General features: G+C 64.8%; 20 protein-coding genes and 1 pseudogene. 8 read left to right on the top strand and 13 right to left on the bottom strand.

Annotated features, from left to right (window positions below; genetic code table 11):
- The first annotated feature begins 211 nt into the window (after positions 1-211).
- Positions 212-1,609 carry a WS/DGAT/MGAT family O-acyltransferase gene (locus tag ON44_RS39765; RefSeq protein WP_040699991.1) on the top strand — a complete coding sequence of 466 codons (1,398 nt, stop codon included), beginning with the start codon at positions 212-214 and terminating at the stop codon, positions 1,607-1,609.
- Between the two features lie 56 nt (positions 1,610-1,665).
- On the opposite strand, the gene ON44_RS39760 is transcribed toward ON44_RS39765, so the two are convergent.
- Positions 1,666-2,571: an alpha/beta fold hydrolase gene (locus ON44_RS39760; RefSeq protein ID WP_085998714.1), complete on the bottom strand. Its 906-nt coding sequence runs from the start codon at positions 2,569-2,571 to the stop codon at positions 1,666-1,668.
- Positions 2,572-2,766: 195 nt separating this feature from the next.
- On the opposite strand from ON44_RS39760, the gene ON44_RS39755 reads away from it, so the two are divergent.
- Positions 2,767-3,510: a glucose 1-dehydrogenase gene (locus tag ON44_RS39755; protein WP_040699990.1), complete on the top strand. Its 744-nt coding sequence runs from the start codon at positions 2,767-2,769 to the stop codon at positions 3,508-3,510.
- Positions 3,511-3,696: 186 nt separating this feature from the next.
- Here ON44_RS39755 and ON44_RS47495 read toward each other — a convergent pair whose 3' ends face one another.
- Complete coding sequence (locus tag ON44_RS47495) at positions 3,697-4,185, bottom strand: RDD family protein (protein WP_157187551.1); 489 nt, start codon at positions 4,183-4,185, stop codon at positions 3,697-3,699.
- Positions 4,186-4,524: 339 nt separating this feature from the next.
- Between ON44_RS47495 and ON44_RS39745 the strand changes: the two genes are divergently transcribed.
- The 3 genes and pseudogenes from ON44_RS39745 to ON44_RS54290 form a co-directional block, all read left to right on the top strand.
- Positions 4,525-5,379 (top strand): SDR family oxidoreductase, encoded by an 855-nt coding sequence (locus ON44_RS39745; protein ID WP_040699988.1) that lies wholly within the window; start codon positions 4,525-4,527, stop codon positions 5,377-5,379.
- 9 nt (positions 5,380-5,388) lie between these two features.
- The gene (locus ON44_RS39740; protein WP_040699987.1) at positions 5,389-5,910 is read left to right on the top strand and encodes an anthrone oxygenase family protein; all 522 of its coding nucleotides are present in this window, start codon (positions 5,389-5,391) and stop codon (positions 5,908-5,910) included.
- 92 nt (positions 5,911-6,002) lie between these two features.
- Positions 6,003-6,488: pseudogene (locus ON44_RS54290) on the top strand (HEAT repeat domain-containing protein); the annotation flags it as partial.
- 296 nt (positions 6,489-6,784) lie between these two features.
- On the opposite strand, the gene ON44_RS53145 reads toward ON44_RS54290, so the two are convergent.
- The 5 genes from ON44_RS53145 to ON44_RS39705 form a co-directional block, all read right to left on the bottom strand.
- The gene (locus ON44_RS53145; RefSeq protein WP_085998713.1) at positions 6,785-7,465 is read right to left on the bottom strand and encodes a TetR/AcrR family transcriptional regulator; all 681 of its coding nucleotides are present in this window, start codon (positions 7,463-7,465) and stop codon (positions 6,785-6,787) included.
- Complete coding sequence (locus tag ON44_RS39720) at positions 7,462-9,726, bottom strand: MMPL family transporter (RefSeq protein WP_040699982.1); 2,265 nt, start codon at positions 9,724-9,726, stop codon at positions 7,462-7,464. Before ON44_RS39720 ends, ON44_RS53145 begins: the two co-directional genes overlap by 4 nt.
- A gap of 116 nt (positions 9,727-9,842) precedes the next feature.
- Positions 9,843-10,640 carry an N-acetylmuramoyl-L-alanine amidase gene (locus ON44_RS39715; RefSeq protein ID WP_040699981.1) on the bottom strand — a complete coding sequence of 266 codons (798 nt, stop codon included), beginning with the start codon at positions 10,638-10,640 and terminating at the stop codon, positions 9,843-9,845.
- A gap of 50 nt (positions 10,641-10,690) precedes the next feature.
- Entirely contained in the window at positions 10,691-11,500 is an 810-nt protein-coding gene (locus tag ON44_RS39710) for a hypothetical protein (protein WP_157187550.1), read from the bottom strand.
- Positions 11,501-11,605: 105 nt separating this feature from the next.
- The gene (locus ON44_RS39705) at positions 11,606-12,235 is read right to left on the bottom strand and encodes a LysE/ArgO family amino acid transporter (protein WP_040699978.1); all 630 of its coding nucleotides are present in this window, start codon (positions 12,233-12,235) and stop codon (positions 11,606-11,608) included.
- Positions 12,236-12,300: 65 nt separating this feature from the next.
- On the opposite strand from ON44_RS39705, the gene ON44_RS39700 reads away from it, so the two are divergent.
- Positions 12,301-13,194, top strand: a complete 894-nt coding sequence (locus ON44_RS39700) for a LysR family transcriptional regulator ArgP (protein WP_040699977.1) — start codon at positions 12,301-12,303, stop codon at positions 13,192-13,194.
- Here the strand turns inward: ON44_RS39700 and ON44_RS39695 are convergent.
- The 6 genes from ON44_RS39695 to ON44_RS39680 all read right to left on the bottom strand — a co-directional run bounded on the left by ON44_RS39695 (position 13,174) and on the right by ON44_RS39680 (position 17,730).
- Positions 13,174-14,403, bottom strand: a complete 1,230-nt coding sequence (locus tag ON44_RS39695; protein WP_040699976.1) for a cytochrome P450 — start codon at positions 14,401-14,403, stop codon at positions 13,174-13,176. The two genes, ON44_RS39700 and ON44_RS39695, sit on opposite strands and share 21 nt — an antisense overlap.
- Positions 14,404-14,513: 110 nt before the next feature.
- On the bottom strand, positions 14,514-14,672 hold the full coding sequence (locus ON44_RS51065) for a hypothetical protein (protein ID WP_157187549.1): 159 nt from the start codon (positions 14,670-14,672) through the stop codon (positions 14,514-14,516).
- The gene (locus tag ON44_RS39690) at positions 14,669-16,105 is read right to left on the bottom strand and encodes an amidase (RefSeq protein ID WP_051183065.1); all 1,437 of its coding nucleotides are present in this window, start codon (positions 16,103-16,105) and stop codon (positions 14,669-14,671) included. The genes ON44_RS51065 and ON44_RS39690 overlap by 4 nt, the downstream gene beginning before the upstream one ends.
- Before the next feature lie 79 nt (positions 16,106-16,184).
- On the bottom strand, positions 16,185-16,331 hold the full coding sequence (locus tag ON44_RS51765) for a hypothetical protein (RefSeq protein ID WP_174415247.1): 147 nt from the start codon (positions 16,329-16,331) through the stop codon (positions 16,185-16,187).
- Positions 16,328-16,627 carry an MDR/zinc-dependent alcohol dehydrogenase-like family protein gene (locus tag ON44_RS39685; RefSeq protein ID WP_040699975.1) on the bottom strand — a complete coding sequence of 100 codons (300 nt, stop codon included), beginning with the start codon at positions 16,625-16,627 and terminating at the stop codon, positions 16,328-16,330. The genes ON44_RS51765 and ON44_RS39685 overlap by 4 nt, the downstream gene beginning before the upstream one ends.
- Positions 16,628-16,752: 125 nt before the next feature.
- Positions 16,753-17,730: an EamA family transporter gene (locus tag ON44_RS39680; protein WP_040699973.1), complete on the bottom strand. Its 978-nt coding sequence runs from the start codon at positions 17,728-17,730 to the stop codon at positions 16,753-16,755.
- A 38-nt stretch (positions 17,731-17,768) separates the two neighbouring features.
- On the opposite strand from ON44_RS39680, the gene ON44_RS39675 reads away from it, so the two are divergent.
- Positions 17,769-18,299, top strand: a complete 531-nt coding sequence (locus ON44_RS39675) for a CGNR zinc finger domain-containing protein (protein WP_040699971.1) — start codon at positions 17,769-17,771, stop codon at positions 18,297-18,299.
- A gap of 86 nt (positions 18,300-18,385) precedes the next feature.
- The coding region (locus ON44_RS39670) for a lipase family protein (RefSeq protein WP_040699970.1) at positions 18,386-19,225 on the top strand (840 nt) is incomplete at its 3' end.

Raw genomic sequence — 19,225 nt, 5'->3', positions numbered from 1 at the left:
GCCGCGCCTCAGCCCGAAAGACCGCGGCAGTGCGTACCTTCCTTCATGGCCGTAGCAATGATCATACACATATATGAAACCCTCGGTTACATACATGTCTGGCCAGCGCGAATACAGCAGGAAAAGCCCGCTTGACAATAGAGTGGTCCACTGTGACCGAGATCCCCGCGATCCAGCAGTAAACTAGAACACGTTCTAGTAGGCTTTGGCTATGGAGCGCTTAACCGGATTGGATGCCAGCTTCCTGTACCTCGAGACCGGGACCCAGCACCTGCATGTGTGTGCACTGCTGATCCTGGATCCCACCGCAGGGGGCACGCACTACACCTTCGAAAAATTCAAAGCAGAACTCGGCCGCAGACTGCCGCTGATCCCGCAGATGCGGCGGCGGATCCACGAGGTGCCGTTCAATCTCGACCATCCGGTCTGGGTGGAAGACCCGGATTTCGATCTGGACCACCACATCCGACGCATCGAAACGCCGCGCCCGCTGGAACGCCGGGAACTCGCGGACCTGGTCGGCGAGATCGCCAGCGTGCCGATGGATCGCAGCCGTCCACTGTGGGAGATGAGTGTGGTGGAGCACCTGGCGGACGGCAAATTGGCGGTGATCTGCAAGTACCACCACGCCGCCGTCGACGGCATCACCGGCGCCAACATGATGATGCATCTGTGCGACCTGGAACCCGGGCTCAGCGAGCCCGAACCGGCCGAGGAGTGGAAGCCCGAAGCCCAGCCGAGCGATTTGAAGCTGGCGGCCGAGGCCGTGCTCAACCTGCCGAACAAGCTCGGCTTGGTCGGCATGGTGCCGAAAACTCTTGGCATGGTTGCCGGTTTTGCGCAGCGGCGCCGAAACAACGAGGGGGGCATGGCTTTACCGTTGACCGCACCACGAACCCCGTTCAACGGCGCGATCAGCCCGGACCGTGTGGTGGCCTGCGCCGAGACCGAGCTCGGCGCGATCAGGGAGATCAAGACCGCCTTCGATGTGAAGGTCAACGATGTCGTCCTGACCATCGTGGCGGGCGTGCTGCGCACCTACCTGGAGAAGCACGACGAGCTGCCCGACAAATCCCTGATCGCCTCGGTGCCGGTGTCGGTGCACGACGCTTCCCGGCACACGGCGGGCATCAATAAGGTCTCCTCGCTGTTCTCCCAGCTCGGCACCGATATCGCCGATCCGGTGGAGCGACTGCGGCAGGTGGCCGAGGCCAACCGTGAGGCCAAGCAGGAACATGAATTCGTCGGCGCGGATTTCTTGATGGACTGGTCGAAGTACGCTCCGCCGAACACCTTTCAGTTGACCGCGCGCGTCTACTCGTCGCTGAAGCTGGCCGAGCTGCATCCGGTGGTGCACAACCTGGTGGTATCGAATGTGCCGGGCCCGCCGATGCCGTTGTATTTCCTCGGCCTTCAGGTCGAGGCCATGTATCCGTTCGGGCCGGTGTTCCACGGCGCGGGACTGACTGTGACCGTGCTGTCCAACAACGGTGATCTGGACTTCGGATTCATCGCCTGCCGGGAACTGGTGCCCGACCTACAGGCGATCGCCGATGCGGTCCCCGGCGTTGTCGATGAATTGCTGACCGCGGCACGCGATCTGGGCTAATGTCCACCGCTGCCCTGTTCGCCATCGCCGCCGGACAGGGCCGGATTCGAAGTCTCTTACTGCTTTGCGGCAACGGCGGCGCAGGCCTCCAGCAGTACCGGCACGAAGCGGTCGGCCTCGAGCACGCAGGATGCGTGACCGGCCTTGACCAGATGAATGCTCGCACCGGGAATCATGGTCGCCATCTCCAATTGCCGATAGACCGGAATCGCACGGTCCCGCGTCGTGATCACCACAGCGGTCGGCATCCTCAGCGTGGAAAGCCAAGCGGTCGCATCGAATCGGCCGACCTCGGCGATGACCTGCGCCATGGCCCAACCACTGTTGCTGCGGAATTCGGTGAGCGCCCAGCGATTCAGCTTTCCCGGGGCCCAGGTGTGCTCCGGTAGTTCGGGTAACCGATCCACGTACTCTGCGGCACGGCGGTACGAATAGGGGCCGATGGCTCCGGCCAATGCGCCGAAGGTCAGATGAAATGCGCGCTCGCGCAACTTCTCCTGGAACCGATACGGCGTCGCGCACAGCACCAGACCACTCACCCGATCCGAATGCCGGTGTGCGGCAAGCAATGCCACGACACCGCCGAGGGAGTATCCGGCCAGGATCGCCCGCTCGATGCCGAGCGCGTCCGCCACGGCGACCACGTCGTCGGCACAGTCCTGTACCGAGAACCGCTCCGAGCGGATACCGCGGCCGTGCCAGCGCTGATCGAAGACGATCACCCGATAACGCTCGGCCAGCGCGTCGAGCGCCGGAAACCAGGTCAGGTAGCCCGTGCAGGCGGTGGCGTGCAGCAAGATCAGGGTCGGTGCGCCCTCGGGGCCCGGAATATCGACGACGTAGGTGCGCCCACGCCCCGGCAGCTCGACAAGCCGTCCGCCGGGCACCTCCGCGATATCGGGCACCCCCGAACGCCGGGAGAACCGCCGCATGGCCACCACCGCGGGATTCGGATTCGTCATCGTCGGCCTCCTCGCGCGGCAATATTAGAACGCGTTCTACATCGATGATGCCATAGGACCCGGTTCAGGCGAGAGCGCGGACGATGTATTCGGCGATGCAGGCGGGAGTTCCACTGGTCGATACCGAGGCGAGATTCGACCGGCAATTATCTGTAACGTGTTTCAGTAAGTCGACGGGATCGAGAGGAGGCCGCGATGGGGCGGTTGACCGGCAAGGTGGCACTGATCAGCGGCGGTGCGCGGGGCATGGGCGCCGCGCACGCGCGCGCACTGGTGGCCGAGGACGCACGGGTGGTGCTGGGTGACATCCTCGACGAGGAGGGCGCGGCCCTGGCCAAGGAAATCGGCGACAATGCCGCGTACGTCCACCTCGACGTGCGCGAAAAGCAGCAGTGGCAGGATGCGGTAGCCGAGGCCGTACAGCGCTTCGGTGCGCTGAATGTCCTGGTGAACAATGCCGGGATCGTCAATGGCAACCTGCTCGTCGACTTCGAATTGTCCGAGTGGCAGAAGATCATCGATATCAATCTGACCGGCACCTTCCTCGGCATGCAGGCCGCCACACCGGCGATGATCGAGGCGGGCGGCGGTTCGGTCATCAATATTTCCTCGGTCGAGGGCATGCGCGGCAGCCCCGGCCTGCACGGGTACACCGCCACCAAATTCGCGGTCCGCGGACTCACCAAATCGACCGCACTCGAGTTGGCGCAGTACGGAATTCGGGTGAATTCGATCCATCCAGGCCTGATCCGCACCCCCATGACCGAGGGTATTCCGGAGGATTTCCTGCAGATCCCGCTGGGACGCGCCGCTGATCCGTCCGAGGTGTCGGCACTGGTGACCTATCTGGCCAGCGACGAGTCGTCCTATTCGACGGGCGCCGAATTCGTCATCGATGGCGGTCTGACCGTGGGAGTGCCACACAAGACGTTCTCCTGATCGATACCGCTGGGCGCGCGCCAGTCGGTATCCGAGAAGCGGCCCGAGCCTCGAGGAAACGCACTCACGTAGTAATCGAATCCCGTTGCGGTGTCGCGTGATCGCTCTGGTTCACTCGAGTACAGCACTGGATGAGAACGCAAACGCGAGAACTGCTCAGGCGGTGGGATGCCTTCACAGCCGGCATCACCACTGGTAGGCGACAACCTGGGTTCCTCCGGCCAATCGGTCGTGAATTCCCTGGCGCCTAGGACTTTTCGAGATCGTGTATCCGATGGTCAGTACTACGGCGAAGGAAATCAGCGCGAACAAATCCGTGTCGGGGGTAGCGATGAGCACTAGCAGGTAGCAGTTGCGGATCAGGGCCGCCGCGAAGCTCGGTTTGCTCGCGTTCCCGGCCCCCCGTACCCGCAGACCCAGCACCCGCATGCCGGGACTCCAACCCACCCAAGCCTGGAACCCCACAAAGTAGAGCAACATCAGGGCCGCAACGATAAGACGTGCGGTGAGCTCGCTCAATCCATTGGTCAGTCCGGTAGCTCCAACCGCGAAGGCGACGGGCAGCAGGAGGACAGTCGCGGCGACAAAATCGATGAACAACGCCCCGAACCGGATCCATGCCCCCGGCAGTGTTTGCTGTGGTAACGATTCCAACGGTCGTTGGTCGGCAGCCATGTTTCTGCTCCTCTGGGCTTCGTGCTTGCGGGGGGACCCCGTGCGCGGCTCGAATCCCGCCGTCGGGTTGTTCACCATCTTGTGCCCGATCCACCGACGCGAATACCCAACCTAGGGCTTAGCTCATTGACACTGCACAACCGAAACCGTTGGGGTGGTCGAACCCGACCCCGAGGTGCCTATCGGCGTCCGGCCGCAGGTCGAGCACGCTTCTGCCGCCGACCGCAGCGGCAATAGCCCTTGCCGCCACTCCGATGTTACGGAAGTCATATCTCATGACACTCCAGGTAATCTAATATGAGATTCATACGATATGATTCTCGAATAGATGGGAACGTCATGATTGTTGTCACCGGGGCCACCGGCACCGTCGGCCGTCCGCTCGTCGAACTACTTGTCGCACAAGGGCTTCGGGTACGAGCCGTCACCAGATCTCCCGAAAGTGCCGCGCTGCCCGCCGGTGTCGAGGTGGTGGCCGGAGATCCGGCCCGGCCGGACACCCTTGCCGATGCTCTCGACGGTGCGTCCGCGGCATTCCTGCATCCGCGCGCCGCGGGTGATGCTGCCTTCGAGTTCGCGGAACTGGCAGGTAGGTGTGGCGTGCGCCGGCTCGTCGCCCTTTCGGCCATCAATATCGACGACCCGCTCGCCGCACAGCCGTCCCGCTTCCGCGGCGACCGGAACAGGGAGGCTGAGCAGGCGGTGGTCGACAGCGGTCTGCAGTGGGTGAGCCTGCGCGCCAGCAGCTTTGCGGTCAATGTGCTGCAGAGCGGCTGGAATGCCCAGATCCGAGCGGGTGATGTGGTACACGGGCCCTTTGCCGAATTCGCCGAGAGTCCGCTGCACGAAGGCGATATCGCGGCCGTCGCGGCGCATGCCTTCCTCACCGACGATCTGCTGGGCGAACGAGTGGAACTGACCGGACCCCAATCACTTACCCATGCGGATATGGTTCGGATAATCGGCGAAGTCATCGGTAGGCCGCTGCGCTACGAGGAAGTCCCCGCCGCCGTGGTGCGGCAAGGCATGGTGGCACGCGGCTTTCCGGAGGCTTTCGTCGACTCGCTGCTGACCCGCTACGCCGATGGTGTCGGCCAGCCCGCACCTCTCACCAACCAGGTCGAGAAAATCCTCGGCCGCACAAGAACTTTCGCCGAGTGGGCTGCCGATAACGCTGCCGCCTTTCGGAATTGAGTGCGAACCATGCGCACAATCGCCCATTTCGCCGCCCAGGTGTTCAGCGGTATCTTCGCCGGATTCCTGATCGCCGTCCTCGTCCTCGAACTATCGATGCGAGACGCAACCGCAGCCGTCTATACCCAGGTCAGGCAGATCGAACTGGAATGGCTCGACGTCCTCGCCTCCGTCACCCTGTTACCGGCCCTGATCGCCACGGCTCTCATCATCGCGGCCCGTTTCCGCGACCGCGGCCCGACCCGCTGGCTCCCGATCATCGCGTTCGCACTGCTCGCGGGCGTCCTGATCCTGACGGTCATCGTCAACCTGCCGATCAATGCCGACCAGCGCGACTGGATCGTCACCATGCCGCCCGACGACTGGGCAACCGTCCGCGACCATTGGCAGCTCTCCCATGCGGTGCGCACGGTAGCCGCCACCCTCGCCTTCGCGGCGCTGAGCGCGGCACCAATGTCGCGGTTAGCGTTGCCGGCGCCTTCGTCGCCGAAATGGCAAAGGGCGAAAAACAGAGGTGGCGGCGGACGATAGAACGCAATGGTTTCCAGCCAGCGTATTTACACGGTGATCGAAGAATGTGAGGACAAGTGGACGGCGGAAGTTCCCGGCTCAATTCGGCACTGATGTCGGGTGATCCTGATCGGCAGGTCGATGCGTTGATCGAATTGATCAAGCTGGGTGACGGTAGTGCCATTGCCGACATCTTGCCGCTCGTCGAATCGGGTGATGTCGCCGTTCGAAGTGAAGCTGCGCGCGCGATCGGATTTCTGGGGGCGGCGCAGGATTCGGTTGTCGGGCCAGTGTTGTTGCGGATGCTGTCGGACTCGGACGAGATGGTTCGCAACGAAGCGGCGGAGTCGCTCGGCCTCGTTCGGTACAGTCCCGCGGTCGGCGTCCTCGTGGACCTGCTGCGCGCCGACCCGTCGTGGTTGGTGCGCGCTTCCGTGGCCGAGGCATTGGGGAGCTACCCAGGACATGGGGCCGCTGCTCTGGTCGAGTGCGTGCGCGATACCGACGAGTATGGCGCGGTGCGGAGGTATGCGATCGATTCGCTGGGCCGTAGGGGTGAACTCACGCGCTCCGAAATATCTGCTCTGACTGAGGAATTCGGCCGGGATGAGGAGATCGGACCGAAAGTTCGGATCGTCGCCTATCGAATGGGGGATCAATCACAGCTGGCCGAGATCAGCCGCGAGGCGGCTCAAATGGACCAAGAGGACTCGGCCCGATTGCTCAACGATATCGAATATCTGTTGAGCCCCCCTGTACCACCCACGTTGTCGGAGGACTCCGCGCGCATCAAGTCGATCCTCGATGTGGTCGCGATGCGCTGGCCGCTGTCTGAGCGACATGTCCGGAATATCCGCGACAAACCTGCCGAAGTGATCGCTGATCGAAGCCTGCGTCAGCTCGGACGCCGGTTCGCCACCGCCCACGCGGCGACGGCGTCGGGGGACATGTCTTCGCCGAGCACGTTGTCGATGACGACCCGCCCGACGCAGATCGAGCGCAGTACGCGATCGGTGAACGCCTCCGCATCTCCCCACGGCAGATAGGGTTTGGCGATCAGCAGCGAGGCGATGCCGTGCACGCTCGACCACAGTTCCAAGACGACCGGCACCGGGTCACCCGGGGTGACCACGCCGAGGTTCATGCACTCGGTGACGGTCGCCGCGAGATGGGCGAAGGCACTGCTGGTCAGCACCTGGTCGACCGCGCCTGCCGTCTCACCGGGCGTCATGGCCAAGCGGTACTGCTCCGGATGTTCCCTGGCGAACCGGACATACGCATGCCCCTGCTGACGCAGACGCTCCACCGGCGAATCGTTCGGATCGGATGCGGCCAGCATTTCCGCGTCCAGATCTTCGAATACCTGGGCCACCACCGACTCGATCAGCTGATCCTTATCCGCGAAATGGCGGTAGATCGACGGCGGGGTGACGCCGACGATCTTGGCGATCTCCCGGATGGAAACCGCGTCGACGTGACCGGCATCAGCCAGCAGTTTCTTTGTGGCGTCGAGGATCTCGGCGCGTAGCTCCGCACCGGAGCCACGTGCCGAACGCTTCCTGCGAGTAAAAGTCACGTTCGTCCGGCTAATAGGTGTTTATCGGATTCGGTTGCGCCCGACACGGATTCGCCCTCGCTCAAGCCGATCTTGGCGTGCAGCCGGGCGAGTGGCGCGGGCGCCCACCAGTTCGCGGTGCCGAGCAGCCGCATGAGTGCGGGCGCGAGCAGACCGCGGATCAGCGTTGCGTCCGCGAGCACTGTCAAAGTCAGTCCCAGGCCCGTCATCTGGATGAACGATACCTTCGAGGTGACCATGGCGGCCATCACGATGGCCATCAATAGTGCGGCCGCGGTGAAGATCCGGCCGGTGCGCGCGACTCCCAGCGCCACCGCGCGAGTGTTGTCCGCGGCGGTGCGTCCCGAGGCCAGCCACTCCTCGCGGATGCGCGAGAGCAGGAATACCTCGTAGTCCATGGACATTCCGAAGGCGAGACAGAACATCAGGATCGGCATGGTCGGAACCAGATATCCGGTCGCGTTATTGCCGAAAACGCTGGACAAGTGTCCGTCCTGGAAGATCCAGACCATCGCACCGAACGCGGCGGTCAGCGAAAGCGTGTTGAGGGCAAGAGCTTTCACCGGCAGCAGCACGCTGCCGGTGAACAGGAACAGCACCACGAAGGAGGTGAGCACGATCAGCCCTCCGGCCAGTGGCAGTCGCGCACCCAGTGCGTCGAGGGAGTCGCGGTTGATCGCGGCACTGCCACCGAAGAGCGCCGGTCCCGGGCTCGGGACATCGCGAAGCCGGTCCAGTTGCGTCTTACCCGCGGAAGTGAAGGGATCGACTGTCGTTGCGACAGTGAGGAATGCACCGGTGTCATTGGTCATCTGCGGCGATCCCGCCGCCACCTTCAGGCCGCCCGCATACAGGCCAGGACCCGAGAGCACTCCGGACACGCCTTCCACCTTCGACAGCGCGGCGGCGTAATCACCGATGGCGGCCGGATTTCCGTGGTAGTCGTCGAGCACCACGGAGACACTGGTCGCTGCATTGGATTGGAAGTCCGAACGCAGTGCATCGCCGACCGTGCTGCTGGTGGTGGAGGCGCCCGTATTGAGCACTCGATCGTCCGGATAGCCGAATTTCACGCCGAGGAACGGGGATCCGATCGCCAGCATCAGCACGATGATCGCGATGGCAACCGGTGCGGCATGGCGCATCACCCACTGGACTGTGCGGTACCAGAAGGTCTGCTCGGGTGCGCGCTGGACGTGCAGGTCCCGGCCGAGCAAACGCCCCAACGGCTTTCGCAGGTCCATCGCATTGACTCGGTGTCCGAGCATCATCAATACCGCGGGCAGGACCAGGATCGATGCCGCGGCGGCCGCGGCGACCACCGCAACGCCCGCGTAGGCAAAGGATTTCAGGAAGTACAGATTGAAGACGCCCAGCGCGGCCACCGACAGCGCGACGGTCAGCGCGGAGTACAGCACCGTGCGTCCCGCGGTCTGCACCGCGCGCACCACCGCCGCCTCGACATCGAGTCCATTGCCGAGTTCCTCACGGTAGCGACTGACAATGAACAGGCTGTAGTCGATCGCGAGGGCGAGACCGAGTGCCGTGGTCAAGTTCAGCGCGTAGATCGACACATCGGTGAAGACCGTGAGGGTGCGCAGGATCGCCAGAGTGGTCAAGATCGCGAAGATGCCGACGGCCAGCGGCAGGAAGGCCGCGACCAGGCTGCCGAACACCAGAATCAACACGATGAACGACAGTGGGATGGCCACGCCCTCGGCGACCGCGAGATCGTGGGTGATCTGCTCGTTCGAGTCGTGGTAGATGGAGCTGAGGCCGCCCTGATAGACGCTGACGCCGTCGCTGGTGCCGGTGACCTCTTCGGCGATCGCACCGGCGGCCTTTTGGGCCACGGACTCCTCGCCGGTGATGTAGCCGAACACCAGCGCGCTCTTACCGTCCTTGCTGCGCAACACCGACGACATCGACTGCGGAGCGTTCCAATAGGACTGGATGCCGATCACATCGCCGCGCGAGCGCAAGGTATCGACCACCTTCGCGCCCGCGGCCTTGGCAGCCGGGCTGTCCGCACCGGCATCATCACGAACCAGCAGGATGAGGTTGGGTTCCGCGCCACCGAAGTTATCGGCGATCAACTTGGCGGCCTGCGACGATTCAGCATCGGCCGGGGTGAAACCGCCGGTCTTCATATGCGAGATCACTGTGGCGCCGAATGCGCCGCAGAGCACGGCCAATAGTGCGGCGGCGAGCAGGATCGTCCGCGGATGCCTGGTGGCCAGATGTGCGATCCGTACGAGCATGAGCGACTCCCCTAGTTCGACTGCCCCTGGGTAACGGCGTTAGCGTAACGCCGTTAACTCAATGGCGATAGGGAGGCATAGCTAACAAATAGTGATCCCGATCACGATGGAGGCGACTAGCCGAGGAAGGCGACGATCGCATTGGCGATGGCGTCCGCGTACCTCGCCCGACCGTCGGGCGATTCGATCAGCGCGGCGTCACCCGGATCGCGCATATTTCCACACTCGACCAATGCGACCGGACGTTCGGACAGGTTGAGACCCGCCAGATCCGCGCGCGGGTTCATGCCGTCGGAGCCGACATAGGTCGACGGCACGAAGCCGGACCCGATCATGGTGTCGCGCAAGGTCGTTGCCAGTCGCTGCGACGGCTCGTTCTGCGCCGGGTTCAGTGGCGGCGACGAGTACGCGACGTGGAAGCCGTGTGCGCCCGCGGCGGCGCCGTCGGCGTGGATCGAGACGACAGCCGCTGCGCCACTGCGGTTTCCGATGGCCGCGCGTTCGTCGACGCACGGGCCGACGCCCGCATCGTCGTCGCGGGTCAGCACGACGCGAATTCCGCGGGCAGCCAAGGCATCCCGGACACGGATTGCTACGTCCCAGGTGAATTCGTGCTCGGTGTAGCCGTCGTTGGCTGACGTGCCGGTGGTGTTGCACGCTTTGGTTTTTCCGCGACCGTCCGGCACCTGACGGTTGATCTCGCCGGACTGTGCGGCATTGCCGCCATTGTGTCCGGGGTCGATCACAACGACGCGGTCTTCGGCGATGAAACGCGGCGGGGATGGCGCCGGTTCGTCGCCGATCTGCGGCGCGGTGGTGCGCGCCGGTGAACCCGATGCGTCGTGCGCGCATCCGCCGAGCAACATGCCCCACGCGCAGATCGCGGCGGTCGTCTTCCAGCTTCGCAATCGCATGACATCGACCCTGCCACAGGCTTGCGGCCGATTCATCGACACGGTGCCGGCTATCGGAAGGCCAGCGCGCCGAGCGTATCCGCGTGCCGGTACTGCAGATACTTCTTGACCGTGTTCGCGGCAACGGCAGCGTTCGCGGTGGCCACCGTGACCACGACGAACTCCTTCTCGGTCCCGTCGCGCCATTTGCCGGTGACGAAATTGTCGATGTAGGTGCCCGGTCGCAGGTGCAGGTCCTCGTCGGTGAATTTGCCGAGCGCGGTGGTGGCCTGGCCCTCACTCGACATGGCGATAACGAATTGGGTGATCTTCAGCCCGCCGCCCTCGGCCCGGTACACCATTTCGGCGGCGTACTCGCAACCCAGGCCACTGAGCTTGCCGTTCACCTCGAAATCGCGGCAGTTGGCGTGGTCGCGACCCTCGACCCAGTCGGCGTGCAGTTCCACGCTGTCATATTTGAAATTCCAGTTACCGGCGAAGTCGCTGTAGGTGAGCTTGCCCGAGGACGGCCGGCCCGGGCGAGGCGTTGTCGTGGTCGTTCGCGGGGTGCTCGTGCGCGGCGCGCTCGTAGCCGGGACGACGGTGGCGGTGGCATCCGACGTCTGTGGTTGGCCCTTATCTCGCCCGGTGATGACGACCAGGCCGACGCCGACCACGGCGAGTACCGCGACCAGCCCGAGCACCGTCGCGACGATCACACCGGTCTTCGATTTCGGCGGCGGGCCCGGCGCCGGCGCGCTGGGATACCCCATCGGGTAGCCCGTCTGCGCCCAGCCGTGCTGCGCCGGATAGTCCACCGGCTGTCCCCACGACGCCGGATCTTGCCGAGGCTGCTCCCCGTAGCCATACGGATAATTCACTGCCTGCCCACCTCTCCCGCCGGGGCGGCGACCCCCACCCTGCTTCGGCCGAACCAGTCGGATACTGATCGCGAGCCGATCCCCCGGCGTTGCAGTTATGCCGGCTTAGCCGGTCAGTAAAAGGCCCAGCGCAAGGCAGAACATCACGGCCGCGATCACCGAATCGAGCACGCGCCAGGCGATCGGGCGGGCGAACAGCGGACCGAGTTTGCCGGCGCCGTAGCCGAGCGAGGCGAACCAGATGATGCTGGCGACCATCGCGCCCGCGCCGAGAAACCAGCGGTCCGGACTGGTGTAGGTATTGGCGAAGGAGCCGAGCAGCAGCACCGTGTCCAGGTAGACGTGCGGGTTGAGCCAGGTCAGGGCCAGGCTGGTGAGGACGGTCGCGCCGAGTGCGACGCCGGGGCCGGGGGACTCGGCGGTCAGGCTCGATGACGCGAAGGCGCGGCGGGCGGCGAGAATGCCGTAGCCGAGTAGAAATGCGGCTCCGGCGTAGCGGATCACCGTCAGCAGCAAGGGTGCGGATTCGACCACGACGCCCAACCCGCCGACTCCCGCGGCGATCAGCACGATGTCCGACACGGTGCAGACCGCGACCACCGCGAGCACATGCTGACCGCGCAGACCTTGTCGCAGGACGAAAGCGTTCTGCGCGCCGATCGCCACGATCAAGGAGAGTCCGAAGCCGAGTCCCGAGATGGCCGCCAGGGCCGCCGATGATGCCGTCACATGCATCGACGCTAGATCCGCAGCTCTGACCAGACCAGCTAAAGATTCTGAAGTACCTTTACGATTTCTTAATGGACCTGCAGCTCGATCAGCTCCGCGCGCTCAACGCGGCGGTCACCGAGGGCACCTTCGATGCGGCCGCCCGCAGTCTGCGCGTGACGCCGTCGGCGGTCAGCCAACGCATCAAAGCGCTCGAGGATGCCGCCGGTCGCATACTGCTGCAACGCACAAAACCGGTGCGGCCCACCGAATCCGGGCTCGCGGTGCTGCGTTTGGCGCGACAGATCGAGTTGCTCGCCGGGGATGCCGCACGCGAACTCGGCGATGTCGATCGGCCCGCGGGTCGGCCGATCCGGGTGCCGATCGCGGTCAATGCCGACTCGCTGGAAACGTGGGTGATGCCCGCGTTGCGGCAGGCGCCCGCCGGTGTGTGTTTCGAGATACATCGCGAGGATGAGGAACATACGACTCGATTGCTGCGCGACGGGACGGTGATGGCGGCCATCACCGCCACCTCGTCGGCAGTACAGGGGTGTCGGGTAAAGCGGCTGGGTGCCATGCGTTATCGGCCCATGGCGAATCCGCGGTTCGCGCGGACCTGGTTCGCGGATGGGCCGACCGCCGAGGCGTATTCCATTGCGCCCGTTGTACTTTTCGATCGCAAAGATGATCTGCAGGATCGGCATCTGCGGCGACGATGTGGGCAGCCGGTGGATCCGCCGCGGCATTATGTGCCGTCGTCGGCCGGATTCGCGGAGGCGATTCGGATCGGGCTGGGGTGGGGGATGTTGCCGGATCTGCAGACTCGGGGTGGTCGGGACCTCGTGCCCATCGATGGGGATTCGTATATCGATGTGCCGCTCTATTGGCAGCAGTGGAAGGTCGACTCGCCTGCGCTCAGTGGCGTTGCGGGTGCCATTGCGGCTGCTGCGGCCGAGGCGCTGTCAGATGGTCCACGGCGGTGACTTGGGGAATGTCACGGGAAGGGCGGTCAGTGCGCGGTGGAATGGGCCCGGTCGCCAGGTGAGCTCGGCCGCCGGGGTGGCGAGTCCGAGTTCCGGTATCGCGTCGAGTAATTGGTCGATGGCGTCCTGAGCTATCAAGTACGCCATGGACTTGGCGGTGCAGGCGTGCGGGCCCGCGCTCCATGCCAGATGTGAGCGATTGCCAGTGTGCTCGCCGACGATTTCGGGGTCGTTATTGCAGGCCGCCATGCTGATGAGGACGGGTTGGTGTGGGGGCAGCCACATTTCGTCGATCAGGATCGGCTGTCGCGGATAGGTGATGCAGTAATTCGCCAGCGGAGGGTCGGTGAACAGCACTCGGTCCAGTGCGTCGCGGGTGGACAGGCTGCCGCCGAGGATACTGTCGGCGACGCGATCGTCGGTGAGCATCAGCAGCAAGGTGTTGGCGATCAGATTCTGGGCCGGTTCGATGCCCGCGCCGTAGAGGAGCATCACATGTTCGAGCACCTCGAGATCGTCCAGGCCGACCGGGTGTTGTAGTAGTCGGGTCGTGATGTCGTCGCCGGGTTCGGCCTTCTTGAGTGCGATCAGCTCGGTCAATGCCTCGTGCACGAGCTCATTTCCCTTGGCGGCGTTGACCGTATCCAACATCGCCGCCAGGCCGAGCGCGGTGCGGCCGCCGATTTCGGGCGGACAGCCGAGGACGGCATTGATCGCGGTGAAAGCGAGTGGGAGTGCGTACTGGCCGATCAAGTCGGCCGAGCCGGTCGCGCAGAACGCATTGATCAGCGGGATGGCGATCTCGGCGACCGTGGTGTGCAGTGCGTGCAGGTCGACCGCCTCGATGGCCGCGTTCACAGCCTCCCGATAGCGGGCGTGCACCGCGCCGTTGCTATGCAAAACGCTTGGGCGCCAATCCATCATCGGTAAGACCGGACAGTCCGGTGGGACGTTCTGCTGCCAGGTGCGCGGATCGCGCGGGAAGTGCTCGGGATCGTGCAGAATTCGCACCGCGGCGCGATAGCCGACCACCAGGGTCGCGGGGGTGTCGGGAGCCAGATCCACCGGCACCAGCGAACCGTACTTGCGGCGCATCTCCCGATATGCGCGATGTGGGTCGGCGGCGAACTCCGAGGTATAGAGCGAAGCACGTTCACCATCGGTATCGAAGGGCGAGCCGTGCGGAACGGAAGACTGCTGGGTGGTCACGAATCCAACTCCAAACGGTAGAACAATCGACGCGCATGCCGCCTACGTCGAAAACCGCGGAGGTAGAGCCGAATTCGCCGCCCCACCCCTGCGGCGTACTGAATGCCGAATCAGCTCGGCTGTTTTCCCCGGTACGGCACGTAGCCGCCACTGGGATCGATATATCGGGCCTCGTCGACCGATTGCAGCAGACCTGCCATCCCCTGCAGGAGCTGCTCCAACATGGCAATGGCCGCGTTCTCCTCGGCAGAGGCGGGCCAAGTACTCATGGCAATACCTTTCGGCTCAGCGTGGGTGTCAGGCGGTGGTGATCGGTTCGGCGCTGGAAGGCGTCGCCGGCGCGCAGCACCGTTGCCTCGTCGAAGTGCTTGCCGCTGATCGACATCGACAGGGGGACACCGTCGGCCGTGAGTCCGATCGGGACCGCGATCGTGGGGTTGCCGAGCGAATTCCAGTACGGCGTATGCAATCCGGCCAGGACGCTCACCGGGTTCAGCTGCTCCATGGCGTCGATGCGGGGCGCGCCGAGGTGGCCGGTCGGGGTCACCACCAGGTCGACCTCGGTGCACAGTTCTGCCATCTTTCGCTGTGCGACGTGCCGAACCCTTTGGGCCTGAATGTAATCCGCGCCGGATACCGTGGTGCCCGCGGCGAAGACGACGCGACTGCCGCGGGCGTAATCGTCGTATCGGGAGCGCAGGGTCGGTCGGTGGTATGCGGCCGACTCGGCGGCCAAGACGATCAAGGTCGTAGCCGTTGTCTCGACGTACATCGGCACCTCGACCGGGACTATGGTCGCGCCGGCGGCGCGCAGGGCATCGATGGCGGCCGAGAATCGTTGTGGCTGTCGCGGATCATGTCCGTCGCCGACGAAGCGGTCGAGATTGTCCACTCCGATGGTGATTCCGTGCAGGTCACCGGTGAGCGCGGCCGTGTAGTCGGCGACAGGTTCGGTTGAACTATAGGGATCTTCGGGATCGTGGCCGGCCAATACCTCCAGTAGCAATGCGCAGTCTGCGGCCGTGCGAGCCAATGGACCCGCATGGTCGAGGGTGTAGGCCAGTGGCACTACGCCGGATTTCGACACCCGGCCGAATGTCGGCTTGAAACCGGTGATGCCGCAGAAGGCTGCCGGAATGCGCAGGCTGCCGCTCGTATCGGTGCCGACCGCACCCAGAAATGCCCCGGTCAAAAGCCCACTGGCCGAACCAGAGCTGGACCCGCCCGCCCATCGCTGTGCGTCCCAGGGATTCCGCGGTATCGGAAAGGGCTTCTCCGGATCCGGGACACCGATGGCGAATTCCATCGTGGTGGTCTTTCCGACCACGATGCCACCGGCCAGCTCGAGCCGCCGCACGACCGCGGCGTCCCCGACCGACTTCGCCCATGCCGGATCGAGCACCGAACTCTGTGCCGTGGTCGGCCCGGCCGAGTGCGCGAAAATATCTTTGACGCCCAGGGGAATCCCATCCAGTGGCGCGAGCGCCTCCCCCGCCGCGATCTTGCGATCCACCTCGGCGGCCTGCGTCCGCGCGCGCTCCTCGAACCGAGCCAGGAACACCCCGAATGTCTCGTCGTGCGTATCCGCGGCCGCGAGCGCCCCTTCCACCAGCTCGGCCGCACTGACTTCCCCGCGTCTCAGCCCCGCCCGCGCGTCTGCGATCGTGGTGAATACCGTTGCTGTCGAATCAGTTTCAGTCATCCCATCCCCATCGGTAGCACCCCGATCCTGCCACGCGGATCCCGTCGGCGGGCGAATTCGGAACACTTCCCCTTCACAGTCACAATCGATCGCGGCCCCCGCCGTATTCCTGGTCGGTGGACGGGATTTCGTCGCGCTGAGCGGTTGGGGCGTCGGCTGCGAGCCAGGGCATGCGGTCGAGCAGCCGGTCCCGCAGTTCCGTCAACCGAGTGATGCGCTCGTTCAACTCGGCAACTCGCGGCGGCCCGACGGCCGCGTATCCGGTGGCGCAGCGCGGTTCGCGATCGCGTCGCCGAACATCGTGGTGCCAACAGCGAACGGCGGCATGGGAATTCCCGGATAGGCGCCGATCTGCATGAGCATCCCGGGATCGATCGACATGTACAGATTCCGCACCAGCACCTGCCCCGGCGCCGGATCGGACACCGGCTGCTCGACCAATCGGAAGTCGGACAGTTCCGGAAATCCGTCCGGTCGGGCGGAAAGCTGGACAGCCCGTGCGGTTCGCGTCATCACAGTCATGGGAGCGACGCTAAGGATTGACGTATACGTGAAGGTCAAGCCGCGCCCGTGGGTTGGCCTCGGCGGTTGCGGCAGGTGTGGTCCCGGTCACAGGTCGAGCCTGTGCGGCCACCCGATGCGCCGTGTCACCGTTCCATGCGGATTTGTCGGCTTGATGCGAGGGGCTTTGGGGCGGGGGTGGTTTCGCCTTGGCGGACGGTGATTACTCCGATGAGGATCAGGGTGCCGCCGAGGAGTTGGAGCGGGCGGGGCGATTCGCCGAGGAGGACCCAGGCGAAGGCCAGGGCGGCCAGGACCTCGAAGAGGGCTACGAAGGAGGCGAGGCGGGAGCCGAGGAGGCGGGTGGCGGCGATGCCGGAGACGTAGGCGAGGGCGGCGGTTATCGTGCCGAGTGCGAGGACGGGGAGCCACCAGGAGACGGTGAGGTGTTGGAAGACAACGGGATCGGTGGTGGCACGGAGGGGGACGATCCCGATCGCGCCCGCTGCAAGGAGGGCGAGGCCGCCGAGGAGGAGACCTCCGGCGGCGAGTACGGTGCCCGGCAGAGTGCCGTCGCCGTGGGCGGAGAGCAGGAAGTAGGCGGCGGCTCCGATCATGGCGGCGAGTGCCCAGGCGATGCCGATGCCGCTTGCGGCCAGGCCGGAGCGCAGATCGATAACGAGGACCAGGCCGGTCATTCCGAGTAGTGCGCCGAGAATCGTTGCCGCGCTGGGTCGTTGGCTATGACGCAGCCACAGCCAACCCACCACGGCGACCGGTGCGGTGTATTCGATGAGCAGTGCCACGCCGACCTGCATATGGGCGACGGCGTTGAAGTAGGCGAGCTGGGTGCCCGCCACGGCGAGCAGCCCGTACGCGGTGATCAAAGATACGTTGCGGCGCAACAGATCCCAGTCACCGCGCAATTGGACCAACGCGATCGGCACCAGAACCGCGGCGGCGACCAGCACGCGGACCGCCACCACGGATGCGGAGCTCCAGCCCGCATTCATCAAGCCGCGAGCCAGTGATCCCGATAGCCCGAACGAGGACGCGGACACCACCGCGCAGAGCAGTCCGGTCCGCAGCCGCTGCGCAGTGTTGTCATGAGTCATCGCAACCATGACCAATGACGCTAAGGTCGATCGGGTAATATGTCAACATGGCCTTTGCTCATGACACCGAGGCCGCGCTGGTTGCTGCGGTGGAGCTGGTGAATTCGGCGGAGGAGCCGGATACGTTGACCGAGATCGGCCAGCTCGACGAGTTTTTCGTCAAGCACGTCTACACCGGCGAACACTCCGGCGACGCCGCCGAGCTCGCGGCGGTACGCGCCTTACGCGCGCCGCTACGCCGCATGCTGACCAGCGATCGCGATACGACGGTAAGGCTGATCAACGAGACGCTGTCGAAGCATCGAGCCCTGCCGCAATTGGTCCGGCACGGCGATGTCGACTACCACATCCACGCGGTGCCCGCGCAGGCTCCGCTCCCCGTTCGTATCGCCGTCGAGACCGCTATGGCAATGATCGATCTGGTTCGCTCCGACGAGCTGAGTCGGCTATCCCGCTGCGCCGACGAGGACTGCGAGGGCCTGGTTCTCGACCTGTCCCGCAATCGATCGCGCCGCTACTGCAGCACGGCCTGTGGAAATCGCAACGCTGTCGCCGCCTACCGCGCCAGGAAGAAGTGAATCCCGGTCAGTGGAAGCGCAATCGTAGGCGCGAGAGTCTCGCACTACCTTGCTGGCACTGAATCCTCTCCCAGAGAAGGTGTGTCATGCGGTTTCTGGTGCTCATCGTCGGGACCATCTGCGCACTCGCGGGCTCGCCAACGGTGCATGCGGAACCAGACACATCCGAATCGACTGCCACCCAGCAGGACTCGTTCTACCAGGCGCCCGCGTCGCTGTCGGCATTCACACCCGGCGCGATCGTGGCAGCCAGGCCGGTAGCACTCGCCATTCCCGACTTACCGGTAGACACCCGGATATGGCAGATCTCCTTCCGCAGCAACGACTCTCACGACCAGCCGATGCTTGGGGTCACCACCCTTCTCGTTCCCACAACGCCATGGCCGGGCCCGGAGCCGAGGCCTGCGGTCTCGGTCCAGTTCGCCGAGGACGCGGTATCCGAGCAATGCGCGCCCTCACGCACTATGCAGCGTGGCTCCGGAATCGGTTTGCAAGCCAACGAAACCTCGGTTCCCGTGGCGTTGTTGCGCCGGGGCTGGGCGGTCGCGGTGCCGGACCACGAGGGACCGAGGTCGGCATTCTCGGCGGGCTTCTCCGGCGGTCACATCGTGCTCGACGGCATTCGGGCCGCCCGGCAATTCGAGCCCGGAGGTCTCACCGCGGCAACTGCCTGGGGACTGACCGGCTATTCCGGTGGTGCGGCCATCTCTGGGTGGGCGGCCCAGTTGCAGCCGTCCTATGCACCCGAACTCCCCATCGTCGGAGCAGCCCTGGGCGGCATACCGTCGGACCTGACGCTGCTCAGCCGATTCAACGGTGAAGGCCCGGCGAGTCCCATGGTGATCGCGACACTGGCGGGTATCGACGCCGAGTATCCCGAGGCGGGCATCGCGGAATTGCTCAACCCCCAAGGCACACAGGGGATA

The sequence above is a fragment of the Nocardia vinacea NBRC 16497 genome, assembly GCF_000308835.1.
Taxonomy (GTDB): domain Bacteria; phylum Actinomycetota; class Actinomycetes; order Mycobacteriales; family Mycobacteriaceae; genus Nocardia; species Nocardia vinacea.
This window is presented reverse-complemented; position numbering and strand designations above follow the sequence as displayed.

Bases quoted from the DNA above. Each gene is read 5' to 3' on its own strand.
- ON44_RS39720 (WP_040699982.1), bottom strand. From the start codon at position 9,726: ATGCTCGTACGGATCGCACATCTGGCCACCAGGCATCCGCGGACGATC.
- ON44_RS39760 (WP_085998714.1), bottom strand. From the start codon at position 2,571: ATGACGAATCCGAATCCCGCGGTGGTGGCCATGCGGCGGTTCTCCCGG.
- ON44_RS39755 (WP_040699990.1), top strand. From the start codon at position 2,767: ATGGGGCGGTTGACCGGCAAGGTGGCACTGATCAGCGGCGGTGCGCGG.
- ON44_RS39685 (WP_040699975.1), bottom strand. From the start codon at position 16,627: ATGACTGTGATGACGCGAACCGCACGGGCTGTCCAGCTTTCCGCCCGA.
- ON44_RS47495 (WP_157187551.1), bottom strand. From the start codon at position 4,185: ATGGCTGCCGACCAACGACCGTTGGAATCGTTACCACAGCAAACACTG.
- ON44_RS39680 (WP_040699973.1), bottom strand. From the start codon at position 17,730: ATGGTTGCGATGACTCATGACAACACTGCGCAGCGGCTGCGGACCGGA.
- ON44_RS39705 (WP_040699978.1), bottom strand. From the start codon at position 12,235: ATGCATGTGACGGCATCATCGGCGGCCCTGGCGGCCATCTCGGGACTC.
- ON44_RS39745 (WP_040699988.1), top strand. From the start codon at position 4,525: ATGATTGTTGTCACCGGGGCCACCGGCACCGTCGGCCGTCCGCTCGTC.
- ON44_RS39740 (WP_040699987.1), top strand. From the start codon at position 5,389: ATGCGCACAATCGCCCATTTCGCCGCCCAGGTGTTCAGCGGTATCTTC.
- ON44_RS39675 (WP_040699971.1), top strand. From the start codon at position 17,769: ATGGCCTTTGCTCATGACACCGAGGCCGCGCTGGTTGCTGCGGTGGAG.
- ON44_RS39700 (WP_040699977.1), top strand. From the start codon at position 12,301: ATGGACCTGCAGCTCGATCAGCTCCGCGCGCTCAACGCGGCGGTCACC.
- ON44_RS39690 (WP_051183065.1), bottom strand. From the start codon at position 16,105: ATGACTGAAACTGATTCGACAGCAACGGTATTCACCACGATCGCAGAC.
- ON44_RS51065 (WP_157187549.1), bottom strand. From the start codon at position 14,672: ATGAGTACTTGGCCCGCCTCTGCCGAGGAGAACGCGGCCATTGCCATG.
- ON44_RS39765 (WP_040699991.1), top strand. From the start codon at position 212: ATGGAGCGCTTAACCGGATTGGATGCCAGCTTCCTGTACCTCGAGACC.
- ON44_RS39715 (WP_040699981.1), bottom strand. From the start codon at position 10,640: ATGCGATTGCGAAGCTGGAAGACGACCGCCGCGATCTGCGCGTGGGGC.